Origin of the sequence: Phaeobacter sp. G2, assembly GCA_025163595.1 — a bacterium.
Taxonomy (GTDB): domain Bacteria; phylum Pseudomonadota; class Alphaproteobacteria; order Rhodobacterales; family Rhodobacteraceae; genus Pseudophaeobacter.
In genome coordinates this window covers 1,496,073-1,509,519 of the sequence record CP104100.1, presented here as the reverse complement: position 1 = coordinate 1,509,519, position 13,447 = coordinate 1,496,073, and the positions used below count along the sequence as shown (strand labels likewise).

The following is a 13,447-nucleotide window of genomic DNA, read 5'->3' as shown; positions in this document are numbered from 1 at the left end:
CGAGCCTGGGTACTTGTTTCAGGGGGGATAGGGCAGGAAAGCTATGGTTGGACGTTAGGGATCCAGCGAGGAATTCAGCTGCCCGCTAGCACACATCGCCCGTTTTGACGCCTACCCATTGCGGGGCAGTAGTTTAGCGACTTATTCCCCAGAAGCTCGCTCATAGTGTGCGACACGCTTAGTTCGCGTGGCGACAGTCTCTCGGGCTGACACCAAAGCGGCGTTTGAAGGCGCGGCTAAAATGGGCGGAGCTTGAAAAGCCGTGCGCAAAGGCAACCTGAGTCAAAGATGACGACCGCTCTGGGCTTTGGCGCAGCACCCTTGAGATCGCATCAAGTCTCTTTGCGATCAGCCTCGCCCGAAAGGTATCAGGCTCATCGACGAAGAGGTGGTGCAGGTAACGGACCGATATCCCAACGCTGGCCGCGATGTCAGCGGGGCTCAGATCGGGGTCGTGCAAGTGTTTGCCAATTGCGCTGTCGACCCGTGCCATAAGAGCGTCCCTTGGCGCGGTTACGTCGCGATTGCCTTGTGCCAGCAAACCGACCTCTTCGATCAAGGTTCGCCCGAGCCGCGAGAATGCAGCCTGATCCATGTCGCTCAGCACGGGCGGCAGCGACAGGATCCTGTCCCGCAACAGCGCGCCCCATCCGCCGGACACATCCAAGCGACCAACCGTCAAGGCGTCAGATCCCGTGATATCGCGAAGCAGTTTCCGGCTGATGAACAGCGTGGTCTTGTTAATCGGCCCTTCGGTTTTGAAATGGCACGGCAAGGAGGCATCCCAGACCATCATATCGCCCGCCGAAAGCGTCACCGCCTGATCCTCCTGAACCACGTGTTCACGACCAGACCTCAGTCCAAGCAGCCCAAAATACGCGTCATCGCTGTTCCCGATTTCCCGGTGCCCACGGGTGCCATGACACGGATCACAACCGCATTCGATAATCGAAAACCCGGACCCAACACGCGACGAGACAGTCGCCTTGAACCCATCCGCGCGGCGCCCCCGGTGCGCGCCCAAAGACCAGGTCTGATGCGAGGCATTCAACCCTTCACTCCACGCATCAAACTGGTGCGCCTTGTCTTCCAGGGCGTTGGTCCAGCGCTCTATGGCCATCAATCTTCCTCCCGACTTGCACCCACGATCAAACAATAATGCGCTGGCAGTCAAGAACAGGGCGTCCATCGCATGCACACTGCTTCATCTGAAATGGGAGGATTTCATGAGAAAAGATGTAAGCTTCAAGACCGAAGACGGCACCGAGCTTGTCGGCTGGTTCTACCAAACCGAAGCGACCCTGGCGCCCTGTATCATCATGGCGCACGGGTTCTCGGCGACCAAGGAAATGCACCTGTCAGGCTTTGCCGAGACGTTCCAGAATGCTGGTATGAACGTGCTGGTTTACGACAACCGCAACCTCGGCAGCAGCGGCGGACAGCCGCGCGGCGAGATCGACCCTGACCAGCAGATTGCGGACTATCGCGACGCGATTACCTATGCGCAGCAACTGGATTCGGTCGATGCCGAGCAGATCGGCATTTGGGGGTCCAGCTACTCTGGCGGACATGTTCTGGTGATCGCGGCCAAGGATCGAAGGGTCAAATGCGTCGTCAGCCAGGTGCCGCTTGTCTATGGTCTGGAGAATGCGCAGCGCCTTGTGCGTTCCGATCACTGGGCGGGCCTGCGTGCCGGATTTGCAGCAGATCGCACCGGGCGGTTGAACGGCGACGCGCCGCTCCGCCTGCCGGTCGTTGGCGAGAAAGAAGGCGACCCTTGCGCCTTGCCGACAGATGACAGCCGGGAGTTTTTCTTTGGCTTGAGCGACCAGGACCGCGGCGCATGGGAAAACGACATCACCCTGCGGTCGATGGAGCTGTTTACCGAATATGAGCCCGGAAACTGGGTGTCGCGCATCGCGCCCACGCCCTTGATGCTGGTCGCGGGCCGTCATGATCATTTGACGCCAGCGGATCTGACCTTGCGGGCCTATGAAAATGCCATGGAGCCTAAGAAACTCTTGATCCTCGACTGCGCACATTTCGAGGCCTATACCGATGCGCCGTTCGATATCTCGGCCCCGGCGCAATGTGCATGGTTCGCCGAACATCTGGGCGTCGCATGACTTGACCTGAGCCAGGGTCAAAAGGCCTCCACCGCGCTTGTTTACGGGGCGGTGGAGCTTTTGCCTGTCGTCAGCGAACCCACCCAACTGGATCCCGAACTAGCCGCGCGTCACGGTGTCTCGATGGCGCTCAAAACAAACGTCCACCAGTATGTGGGGCGCTTTGTTGCAGTAATTGCTATCAAAGGAGCGGCATCAAACCGTGACAGGTCCAAATCGACCCAGCCGAGAGTGGCCATTTCCAGATCCTGCATGTTGCGCCATGGCCTCTGGCAGTGGACCAGTTCGGTTTTGTAGAGACCATTTTTCGTCTCAGCGAGGGCGTTGTCGTAAGAATCCCCGACGCTGCCGACCGATGGTTCAATGCCTGCTTCGGCCAAACGCTCGGTATGGCGAATGGATAGATATTGCCCGTGGCGACCCTTTTGATCTCAGGCCGCAGCTCCGTGTCACGCTGATGCCGCGCCAAAGCTTTGGACGGATCAGCGAGGCATGCCAGGCGGTGATGGAATGTTCCCTCTCGAGAGATTGCTGCGCAATGACCTGCCGGGCAGTGAATGAAGGCGATCCTCGCTTCAGTGAGCGGTCGAGTTCCGCCTGCGCAAAGTCGAACCCGTCACGCCACGGGTTCGAGTGGGAGGTGAAACGCTGACGCCTTGCGGAGAATTTCATTCGCCTGGCGCAGTTCACGGTTCTGTCGTTCCAGGGTCTTGATGCGATCACGTTCCGCGGTCGTGACACCGTCGCGTATGCCACTGTCTGTCTCGGCCTGCTTACCCCATCCACTCAAGGTCTGGGGAATACAGCCGATCTAGGGTGCAATGGCGGCGATCGGACCCGCCTGCGTTTCATAGGAGCCTTGATGCTCAGACACCATATGGGCCGCGCGGACGCGGACCTCAGGCGAGTGGCGATTTGCCATTTTGCTTTTTGTCAGAACCATCATGCTTACTTTAATTGATGGTCTCCGACAAACTCGGAGCGATTCACTAGACCATTTTGGTGGACTATTTTTCGAGCTCGCCCTAGGCTTCATCAAAATTTTATCAGCCAACTTGTTTCGAACACCCCTGAAGGGGGTAGGTACTTTTGATGGAGAACTTCTAGTTGGAATACTCTGCTCGCAGCCAAGCTCGACGTGTTCTCGGAAACTCAAATATCGAAATTCGCAAACTCGAAGAAAGGGATCGCGCGGAGATCCTAAGGTTATGCCGATCAGCCTACGCTGAAATCTCTGGTCCCGAAAAACACCTGAAACAAAGTAAGTTTGATCGCGGTTTTGAACACGCTCTGACAGGCAAAAATGGCGATCTCAGTCTGGTTGCCTCGCGCAGACAAGGCGCGGACGAACACCTTGCTGGTTTTTTGTACTCCATTGCTGTGGAAGACTTTTTTTCTGAAGATATCATGGTGTCCTGTCAGGCGCTCTATGTCCAGCCCGAAGCCCGACATACCGTAGCTAGTTTCATGCTATTGCGATCGCTGATGCGCCGCGCAGTGAATGGCGGTGCAAAAAAGATTGGCGTGCAGGTGACGTCTGGGTTTCGGTTGAAGCAAACGCATCGTTTTCTGTCGAAAATGGGGTTCCAGTACATGGGGGGAACCTATGAGTTTTCAGCCGACAAGGTTCGCCCTGCCAAAGCAACGTGAAGTGTTAACTAGTAGCGCAAGAAGAGGATTCTTCCAATGGCCACCGTCATTTCCCAATCATTGGCACCTGGCCAATCGATGTTCTACAACGATCCTCTCGCGATCAATGGAACGATACCGGAGGGCGCGACCGGGGATGACGTGCGCGAAATCGCCAACGAGACCGAATTTCAGGCCACCATCCAGCTCAGGCTGACAGCCTTCAAAGGCGTCCTCACGGCCCGAAGTGTAGAAACTGTGGCTCATTTTCAGGGGAGCGGGTTTGTTTATGGCGAAGATGTCGGTGACCTGGTTTTCCCAACGGCCGGGAACATCAACACGCTCATTGTTGGAACGGAATGGGGGGTGCGCGTACGCCGCCCGGTAGGTGTTGAGACCCGTGAATCCAGCCTCACAATCAGTGATCTAGATCTCGATGTGGCCTCACTTCCAGGCCTCGATACAGACGAGCTTTGGTCGCTCATTTTTGATGGGGACGACGATTTCACGCTTAATCAGCGCGTAGACAACGAAGTTGCCGGTGACGGACGAGACCTGAATTCAGGCAATGTGACAGGTGGCAATGATGTCATGCGCCTATTTGAATCTGAGCCTCAACCGCCTCTGAACACGACTGATGGCAGCTTCGAATATAGCAGTACGCAGTACTTCGGAGATTTTTTCACCGTTGGTTTTTCTGCCACCTTGCAGGGCGGCAACGACAGCATTTCGGGGTTGGCACCAAAAAACCTTGCGTCTGGTGATGTTGAGCGGGCCATCGGAACGCTGACTGGTGGCAATGACATTATGGACTTCTCCACCAGTACGCGGGCTGTGACCGCGTTTGGCGATGCGGTATCGAACGCCACGACTGCAACAGGTGGTAACGACACAATTACAGGCACTGACCTCAACGATGTCTTGGTTGGCGACGTTGGCACGGTCGAGGATGGCGCGGTGCTATTTGGCGGTGATGACAGTTTGATTGGCGGTGCAGGCAATGATCAACTGTTCGGTGATCAGCGCATCATTGACGGCATAGGGACTGCCAACGGCGGCAATGACAGGCTGTTTGGCGGTTTGGGGGACGACACGCTCAGGGGCGGCGGCGGCGATGACGACCTAGAAGGCGGCGCAGGGCTGGACAGGCAGTTTGGAGAAGGTGGAGACGATTTTTTCCTCTTGGTCGACCCATCTGAATTGGTGGCCGGTGAAATCTATGACGGCGGTGAAGGCACCGATGAATTTGTTATCTTCTTTCAGGGGGACTATGACTTCACAAGTGTAGACCTTACCTCGGTTGAAGGGGTGCGAATGGGCGATATTTCGGGCCGAACAACCGTTCGCCTGGACTCAAGCCAGATCAATTCTGCTGGCTTTTCCCCAGACGCAGTGTTCGAATCCCTAGTTCCGACGGGGTCCAGAGAGTTCCTGATCGTGCAGGTTACTGACGGGAGCGCCGATCTGTCCGGGTTTTCGTTCATCGGCTGGGAAAACTTCACAGATGTTATCGAAGTTACCGGCAGCGATCTTAACGATACCATCGTTGGAACATCATTAACCGATTTCTTGTTTGGGCGTGACGGTGACGACTTTCTAGACGGCCGGGGTGGCAATGATTCTATGTCCGGCGGATTAGGCGATGACACCTATATGATTGACGGCGGTGACATAGCATTCGAACACACTGACGCAGGTACCGATTTGGTGCGGTCCTCCGTCTCTATCAACGCTCTAAATTCAAATATCGAAAACCTGGAACTATTGGTTGGGGAAAACGCTGCCATCGCGGGCATCGGTAATGAACAGAATAATCGCATTTCCGGAAATGAATTTGACAACAAATTGGGTGGCGGCGCAGGCCGCGACACACTGAAGGGACATGTCGGGAACGACACGATATCTGGCAATTCCGGTCGGGACAAACTCTTTGGCGGTAGCGGAGGTGACACTCTGAAAGGCGGCAATGGGAATGACAAGGTGTTTGGCGGCAATGGGAGTGACAAGGTGTTTGGGGGAAAGGGCAGCGATCTGCTGAACGGCGGTGGCGGCCGTGATGTACTGCAGGGCCAAAAAGGCAGTGATGTACTCACAGGTGGATCTGGTCGCGATGCTTTCGTGTTCAATCGCGGCGACGGACACGACACGATCACGGACTTTGCGGTCGGCATCGATCACATTCAAATCGGACGAGGTGCATCGAGGCTGCGTCAGCTAGACTTTGAGCAGCAAGGTGACGACGTTCTAGTAAGTTTCCGCAATGTTGAGATTACTGTCGAGGATATGACTGTTAGTGAAATAGCAGACAGCGACAATTTCCTGTTTGTCTAACACGTCTTTGAACTCGAAGAAAAAAAGAAAAGTGGTCGCCCCCGGCCAGCACGAAGCCAGACGAGGGTGTTTCTAGGCTAGCTTCCGGGTCAGCACGTATTCCACCAACCTGTCTGACGTCAGCCCCTTTGGAACAGATCTGAGGATTTGAACAACGGAGGGTTTCTGGTTCATCGTAGCCTTTAAGGAGCGAAGATGAACAAGAAGCCCGGAACATCGAAAGACGCAGCTGACAAACTGGTCGAAAGCATCCGCCGCAAGACGCGCCAGACCTACTCGGCGGCGGAGGAGAACCGCATTGTTTTGGCCGGATTGCGCGGGGAGGAAAGCATCTCGGTATTCTGTCGTCGTGAGGGTATCTCTGACAGCCCGGATTACACTTGGTCGAAGGAATTACTTGAGGCTGGAAAGCGTCGTCTTTCCGGCGACACAGCGCGTCAGGCAACTTCGCCTGAGGTGAAGGATCTGCGATCCGAGGCCATGGCTCTGAAGGAATGTGTGACCGACCTCACCTTGGAGAACGTCGCGTACGAAGACACCGATGAGGCCATCAGGATGCAGGAAGAAGTGCGGCGCTACAATGAGGTGATCGCCAACGCCTTCATCGACATTCCCAGCCAAGAAGAGCCAAGGGTCGATGACGTCGCAATCGACCACCATCACAAGCGGACCCGCCGGATCTTTAGCGGTGAAACTGGGAGCTAAATGGTCGATTCTATGGGGGCTGGTGGCAGAGCCTGAACAGCGACTGGCGCTCCAGGATCTTCATCAACGATACTCCAGTGGTCGAGGTAGCCTTCCGGGGACCGCATGTCTCCAACCAGAATCTGTTCGCATTGGCCGCGTAACATGCCCAGAACAGCGATCACCACATTTTCTGCCTGACTAATGCAACAGTCCCAAAAACGTCAGATTAGTGGTGAATTGTGTGCTTGATGTGTTCCAAGTTGCATTCTCCGGAGTTGAAAACTAAGGGAAAACAATTTCTTAACTATGGATAATGGTGCGGTCGAGAAGACACAGTGCGTGTAGCACGCTGTTGCAGGATGCCGATTTTGACAACTAATTTCAGCGACTTACGCAAGATCCTGTTGCCGCAGATCGCATGCTGATGCAGAAAATCGCAAACAAATTGTGGGGCTAACTGTGGGGCCAGAACAGCATACATGACCAGAGCAAGACATAAACTGAGCGCAGCCAAGATCAAGAACACCGAAACCGGTACTCTATATGATGGCGGGGGTTTGCAACTGCAGAAAACTTCCCGCAACTCAGGAAAGTGGATCTATCGCTACAGCTTCCTTGGCAAAAGACGCGACATGGGGTTGGGATCATTCCCAAGCATCGGTTTGGCTAATGCGAGATCGTTTCGAGATCACTGGGAGCACACTAAAATCTCGGGGCGCGATCCAGTTGAAGCACGGGAAGATGAACTAGCCCAAAAAATGAAGCAACTAAAGGCTTTCGACCCAACATTTGAAGAAGCCGTGGAAAGATGTCGCAAGCACAATGCTGCTAAGCTAAAGAGAGGAGGCGATGCTGGAAGGTGGAGGTCCCCTTTGGACACCCATGCCATCCCACTGCTCGGGAAGAGGCGTGTGTCCACTTTAAAAGTTCCGGATATCAAAAGAGTCCTAGAACCCATCTAGACAAGCCGCCAACCTACCGCAGAAAAAGTTGTCCAAAGAACCCGTATGGTTCTAAAATACTGCGCGGATTACGAAGCTCAGGCCGATCCCGATATCGTCAACAAAGCTGTGGGACAGCTTCCAATCGTAAATCATAAGACCAGTAACATTGCGTCCACCCCATGGCGAAACATCCCAGCCTTGTACAAACGGTTGAGCAAACCAACAGCCAGCAACTTGGCACTGAGGCTATTGATCTTGACCGCCCAAAGAGCTGACAGCGTATGTGGTGCTCGGGTTAAGGAAATTGAAGGAGACGTGTGGACAATTCCAGCATCACGCATGAAAAGTACTGAAAGCCAAGCAAAGGACTTTAGAGTTCCTCTATCGCCAGAAGCTCTAAATGTGATCTCTGAATGCCGCAAGCGGGGAAAATCAGAGATTCTTTTTCCCGGTCATAGAGGTAAGCCCATTCACGGGAACGCGCTTCTTAAGGCGCTAAATGAGCTAAATGAACCAGGCCGGCCTCATGGGTTCCGCAGTAGTTTTAAAGACTGGTCAAGGGAGTGCCACTCCGGCTTGCGTGAAGTCGCGGAAACATGCCTCGCCCATAAGGTTGGAAACAAAACCGAACGTTCTTACCATAGGTCTGACTTGCTGGCTCCACGCAGGAAGCTAATGAATTCCTGGTCAAGTTTCGTAATTCAAAAGAACAAACCTGAACTGTCGTCAAATAACATCGCAACGGCTAAGTAAGCCGCGGTATTGGCTCTGAATGCTACCAATCTCTTCCGCATTGGTTCAAGTACCATATTGGAACGCTTACGGCAGTCTTTTTGGCCATATCGTCGCCTTAGGTTTCTTTGTTTTATTACCTGTTTCCAATGACTTATACCCCAAGCAATCGTACTAGTGCATCGACTTATGGAGAACCCAGATGGCAGCTTGGCGCAGAAGCAGCCTTTGCAAAGTCAGAGACTCTGGCGCTGAGACACCGCTAGAAGCAAAAGCTTGGCGTGCCGCTCACGAACGTCTGGTGGGTTGCACAATTTTATGTTCTACACTCAAGAGCATAGTTGATACCCACCTTTTTTGAGGCTTAGATAGAAATTGAATCGATACACCCCTCGTTTGCTTTTACAAGTTCTTCTTTTTGTGGCATGCGCAACGTCCTCAGTGATTGCTCAATCGGCTCCGAAGAACGCTAGCCTTTCATCGGAACCGATAGCGCTACATGAGTTAAAAGATCATATCGAGGGTCTACAACAGCGGCTGGAAACAATTGAGGCGCGTCAGGCCGATAGTGCGATTTTGGTTGAGAAAGTCCAGTGGATCGAGAGGGAGTTAACCAATTCCCTAATGAACATTTCAAATGTTCTTGATGCTAGCAGCATGAATATGGATGCCGCCCACGCCACCATTGAGGCATCGCAATCTGCCGTCAGTGCAAGTGAAGCGTATCTTTCAATGGGAGGCTTTGCTGCAGCAATCCTAGGCATAGTGGCGGCATTCGCCGCAATCGCTGCTGCAATCGCAATGGAAGTAACAAATAGAAGGATCCGCAATGTAGCTTCGACAGCGGCTGAAGACATAATAAAGGAGTTCGTGTCGAGCTCCAGCGACACACCGAACCACGGAACAAGAAAAGTTCTCGAAGCTGTAAGAGAGAGCGTCAAAGAAGACCTCGAAGAGACTCCTGCATTGCTCATGCAAAACGGTGAGTTCAAGAACATGTTGACGCGCTTGGTCGACGCTGCGGTATCAAATAAATTGTCAAAGCCTGAAGATGATGACGGTGGAAGGAAAGCTACGTTCAATACGCTTGACGATGATGACTTTGCGAAATAGCGCCTATATAATCTCTAATGAGAGAGCTGGAGGTAGATTATGAAGAAGGAATTTCTTGAAAACCCAAGGCCTTACACTGCGCGTGAGGTCCTGGAGCTTGCAGGCATTACAGAGCCACCTGTTGATCTAAGCAAAGTTCTTGCGGCCTTTGAGCTGGCTCAGAGCGAAAATTTCGAGTTCGACCAACTGGAATTGTCGGGGTCGATCGAGTGGACGGCTGACCGAAAGTCCGCGAAAATTTGGGTGAACCCCATCGAAGCAGAAGTTAGGCAGCGGTTTACACTCAGCCATGAGCTAGGCCACCTTTTCCTCCACATGCTGCCCAAGCATGACAAAGAAGGGGAAGCTGATACCTTTAAGGACACGCCCAATAAGTTTCATAGAGACGGGAGCACTTCTCAGGTAGAACGTGAAGCAAATCAATTCGCAGCACGCCTCTTGATGCCTGCCCCGCTAGTGAAAGAATATGCAAAAAATATTGCTGATGAAAACCGCACTGATGACGGAAAGATTGGAATGTCACGAAATGCATATATTGAGGAGTTAGCAAGTATATTCAACGTCTCCAGGCAATCTATGGAGATTCGATTGAAGAACCTTCGAGTAATTTCCTGACCTCAGCCTATTCGTCCGGAGGTGTCCCTTCGCGACTGCAAAGAAGATCTCTAGGCTACCGACTGTATCTTCCTTAAAGCGCTTTTCTGCGCTTCCTAAGATGGCCGCGTCGAGATCGGCCGCACTTTGCCCTTCTCTCAGCCTCCATAGAAGCAAGAGATTTCAAGAAAAACATTCCCCTTTCCTCTCTCTGACTTTTGGTCGGAAGCAAAGGCTAAACTCTATACTGCGACGCACCACCTAACGGTTGTTGAGAGTTGCTCTCGCGGGAGGGCATGAAAGCTGACAATAGCCTAAGATGAAGAATTTCTGCACCTACGTCGAGCGGCAACTTCGGGTTTAAATGACACCTCCAAGGCATCGACGCAGATCAAACTAAATAGCGGGCACACCAACATTTCACACTCCCCTTTTTGGCGCATTTTTTACGATACGCTTTGTAAAATAAGCACTCACCCTTTCAAGAGCACCAGATTTTCCTTCTCCCTTTGACTTCTAAACCTCCCCTAACTACTTTAGGTGGATGATCAACGCACGCAACCACACCACGTCCGAAAGAATATCTACCTAAGTCAGATATTGACCCACTTTTGTGGGAGGGCGCAGGTGCGGCGGTCGGGTTTATACCCCTTCATTGTCGGCAGCAGATTACTGTGACACCCTAGGGTTCGAGTCCCTGTCCTCCTACCATTTTCAATGTAGGAGATTGAAATGACGGCCGACGAAACCACAAGTTTCACTATGGAGACGCTGAACTCCAAGACTTCTTCCAGCGGCAGTAAAGAGGATAGCCACGGTGCCTCCGAATCCTCCCAATCAGACGAACCCAACTGGCAGGCATTGATCACTCTCTGGGCGAACGGCAGCCCTGAAGACGCAGGTTGGTTAGGTGAGCTATTCAATAACACTCCCTATGAGCTTCTTGCTGAGCTACAAACCCGTCTTCTGATCTCGGCCTCCGATCAGCAAATTCTATCGGAGCATACAGCGAGACAAGCAAAGCGCGAGACCTCTTCCCGACGAGAGGCTGAAAGACTTGTGGGCGTAGAAAATGGCTCGAACTCAGGAACCCTAGCCAACGAACTGACTGGATGGATTTCCACCTCACATAGCCCTGAAGTCTTCTTTGAAACCCTCCAACAACTTTTAAGGAAACTGCCTGTTGAAGATCTTCGCCAGGGGATTGTTGGTCGCCGACCCAGAGATGAATCCGAGGCGGAAGAGATTAAGCACGAATGGCAGGCAATTCACGCAACGCAAGAGTCGAAAAATGTCACTCACAGCAGCAGCAATCGCTATCTGCTGAAACACAGAAAGTCACTGTCGCGAACCACTCAAAACAACATCAAAGGAAAACTAGAGAACATTCTCAAGCCTCTTAATTTCTCAAGGGTAACACAGGCACAGCTCCAAGCCGTTGCTAAGCTGGGTGAGAAGTTTCCAAACGCTGAGAATGCAATCGAACTGATTGGCCGGAATCTACGTCGCCGATGGCAATATGGTGACGACCGGGTCCATCTTCGCCCAATGATCTTAACGGGCGAACCTGGTACAGGAAAAACTAGGCTGTGCCGGGAGATTGGCAAAATTCTTAATGTGCATGTAGCCATCACTACCGTTGCTGGCCATTCTGACTCTCAGATTTTTGGAGTGTCAGGGGGATGGAGTTCTGCATCTCCGTCCGTCATGACTACAGCAATCTCAGACTCCGGCTCCATGAATCCTCTGATTATGGTAGACGAAATCGACAAAGTGAGGCCATCTCAAAATGGAGATGTCTGGGCTGAGTTCTTGGGCTTGCTGGAACCAACTGAAGCACAGACCTATTACGAACGCTTCTTAGCGACGAACGTAGATGCGAGTGGCATCTCCTGGGTGTTCACTGCGAATGATGTTACCTTGATCCCCCGGCCATTTCTATCTCGTTGTATGGTTTGCCGGATCGAACCCCCGCTTCCTACTCAAATTCGAGCAATCATTAGAAGCTTGATCTCAGACTATGCACAGGATCTGGGCATCGACCAACGCTTCCTTCCCGTGATGTCAGGAGATTTAGAGCAGCTTGAAGAAAGTTGGCCGAAGCACCGCTCAGTCCGAATCCTTTCTGAGCTCTTGAAGATTCTGCTGGATGATCGCCAAAAATTCTTCGGGAAAGCCTAACCAATTGACAGAGAAAAACATCGATCATTTTTTGATGGAGGCAACTTACTAAAGGTCAGTGAAATTAAAACCACCAACATAAAATACGCCTCTCAATACGGTACACCCGGGCAATAAATCCTCAAATCAGTACAAAGCCTATCATTAGGGTCATTTTAAAATCGATATACACCTTTATCAATTACATTCAGAATCAAATCATAAGGAAAAATGAAAGTGACAAAACTGGGTTACAAACGAGTTTCATCAAAAAGCCAATCTACAGAGCGTCAAGAACTACCAAACGACATATCCCCGAAAAACATCTACGAAGAAAAGGTATCAGGAGGAGGCAGGTATGATCGCCCAGAGCTTACAGAACTGCTAAGGCGAATTGAACCTGGAGACGAAATCTATGTATACAGTATCGACCGCTTGGCCAGGTCACTTACAGACCTGAGCAACATCGTAGATGAAATCGTTGACAAATCCTCTTCTGTACATTTTCTGAAAGAAAAATTGACCTTCTCTACGGGTACAGAAGATTTCGCTGGTCGCCTAATGATGCAAGTACTTGGGGCAATCGCTGAATTTGAGCGAAACTTGATCCGTCAACGACAGCGCGAAGGGATCGAAAAAGCCAAAAGCGCTGGAAAATACAAAGGCAAGCCTAGAACCATTGATCGGGAACCCATAGCACAAATGCTAACAGCGGGAGTAACTCCAACGCAGATAGCAAAACTGGCCAAAGTTGGGGTCGCTTCTGTGTACCGAATCCGCAAGGAGTTGGCCGAGGCGCCTTCGTAACACTCTCCCTCTATGACGTTCACTACATTTTGGGACGAACCTACCAATGCCAGACGTGCCAGATCTTCAGCAGAACGTGAACGGCCCATTCCTGCCGTTCGCCTCTGCTTCCGATCCCGCACGCGGGTTCACCAGTCCGGACATTCGCCGCAGCCGCAAAGAGCTATGGCGATCGAACTCACGCTATGTGGACATAGCGACGCCCACCTTCCCATCGTGATGACTGCGCAGGCGAGCAAGACCTCGCCGCGCCACTGAAGCTCAGGAATCGTGTTGCAAAATGGGTACGAAACCGCTAGATTTTGTGAGAACAAAACAAGAAAT

9 protein-coding genes and 3 pseudogenes are annotated in these 13,447 nt (G+C 52.2%); 9 read left to right on the top strand and 3 right to left on the bottom strand.

Annotation, left to right across the window (positions count from 1 at the left end; genetic code table 11):
* Positions 1-178: 178 nt before the first annotated feature.
* Both N1037_07225 and N1037_07220 read right to left on the bottom strand, forming a co-directional pair.
* Entirely contained in the window at positions 179-493 is a 315-nt protein-coding gene (locus tag N1037_07225) for a helix-turn-helix domain-containing protein (protein ID UWS81323.1), read from the bottom strand.
* A 129-nt stretch (positions 494-622) separates the two neighbouring features.
* Positions 623-1,120 (bottom strand): annotated as a pseudogene (locus N1037_07220) (hypothetical protein).
* A 106-nt stretch (positions 1,121-1,226) separates the two neighbouring features.
* Here N1037_07220 and N1037_07215 point away from each other — a divergent pair.
* On the top strand, positions 1,227-2,126 hold the full coding sequence (locus N1037_07215) for an alpha/beta hydrolase (GenBank protein UWS80794.1): 900 nt from the start codon (positions 1,227-1,229) through the stop codon (positions 2,124-2,126).
* Between the two features lie 215 nt (positions 2,127-2,341).
* On the opposite strand, the pseudogene N1037_07210 reads toward N1037_07215, so the two are convergent.
* Positions 2,342-3,063, bottom strand: a pseudogene (locus N1037_07210) (IS3 family transposase).
* 170 nt (positions 3,064-3,233) lie between these two features.
* On the opposite strand from N1037_07210, the gene N1037_07205 reads away from it, so the two are divergent.
* The 8 genes and pseudogenes from N1037_07205 (at position 3,234) to N1037_07170 (ending at position 13,123) form a co-directional block, all read left to right on the top strand.
* The gene (locus N1037_07205) at positions 3,234-3,776 is read left to right on the top strand and encodes a hypothetical protein (GenBank protein ID UWS80793.1); all 543 of its coding nucleotides are present in this window, start codon (positions 3,234-3,236) and stop codon (positions 3,774-3,776) included.
* Positions 3,777-3,812: 36 nt separating this feature from the next.
* Positions 3,813-6,086, top strand: a complete 2,274-nt coding sequence (locus N1037_07200) for a hypothetical protein (protein UWS80792.1) — start codon at positions 3,813-3,815, stop codon at positions 6,084-6,086.
* A 195-nt stretch (positions 6,087-6,281) separates the two neighbouring features.
* Positions 6,282-6,608, top strand: a pseudogene (locus N1037_07195) (IS3 family transposase).
* Positions 6,609-7,252: 644 nt separating this feature from the next.
* Entirely contained in the window at positions 7,253-7,735 is a 483-nt protein-coding gene (locus N1037_07190; protein ID UWS80791.1) for an Arm DNA-binding domain-containing protein, read from the top strand.
* A 1,089-nt stretch (positions 7,736-8,824) separates the two neighbouring features.
* On the top strand, positions 8,825-9,562 hold the full coding sequence (locus N1037_07185; GenBank protein UWS80790.1) for a hypothetical protein: 738 nt from the start codon (positions 8,825-8,827) through the stop codon (positions 9,560-9,562).
* A 39-nt stretch (positions 9,563-9,601) separates the two neighbouring features.
* Positions 9,602-10,177 (top strand): ImmA/IrrE family metallo-endopeptidase, encoded by a 576-nt coding sequence (locus N1037_07180; GenBank protein ID UWS80789.1) that lies wholly within the window; start codon positions 9,602-9,604, stop codon positions 10,175-10,177.
* Positions 10,178-10,888: 711 nt separating this feature from the next.
* Entirely contained in the window at positions 10,889-12,337 is a 1,449-nt protein-coding gene (locus N1037_07175) for an AAA family ATPase (GenBank protein ID UWS80788.1), read from the top strand.
* A gap of 210 nt (positions 12,338-12,547) precedes the next feature.
* A complete protein-coding gene (locus N1037_07170; GenBank protein ID UWS80787.1) occupies positions 12,548-13,123 on the top strand; it encodes a recombinase family protein in 576 nt (191 codons plus the stop codon).
* The last annotated feature ends 324 nt before the right edge of the window (positions 13,124-13,447 follow it).

Excerpts from the sequence above, each read along its gene's own strand:
- N1037_07225 (UWS81323.1), bottom strand. The coding sequence starts at position 493 with ATGGCACGGGTCGACAGCGCAATTGGCAAACACTTGCACGACCCCGAT.
- N1037_07190 (UWS80791.1), top strand. The coding sequence starts at position 7,253 with ATGACCAGAGCAAGACATAAACTGAGCGCAGCCAAGATCAAGAACACC.
- N1037_07170 (UWS80787.1), top strand. The coding sequence starts at position 12,548 with ATGAAAGTGACAAAACTGGGTTACAAACGAGTTTCATCAAAAAGCCAA.
- N1037_07200 (UWS80792.1), top strand. The coding sequence starts at position 3,813 with ATGGCCACCGTCATTTCCCAATCATTGGCACCTGGCCAATCGATGTTC.
- N1037_07215 (UWS80794.1), top strand. The coding sequence starts at position 1,227 with ATGAGAAAAGATGTAAGCTTCAAGACCGAAGACGGCACCGAGCTTGTC.
- N1037_07175 (UWS80788.1), top strand. The coding sequence starts at position 10,889 with ATGACGGCCGACGAAACCACAAGTTTCACTATGGAGACGCTGAACTCC.
- N1037_07180 (UWS80789.1), top strand. The coding sequence starts at position 9,602 with ATGAAGAAGGAATTTCTTGAAAACCCAAGGCCTTACACTGCGCGTGAG.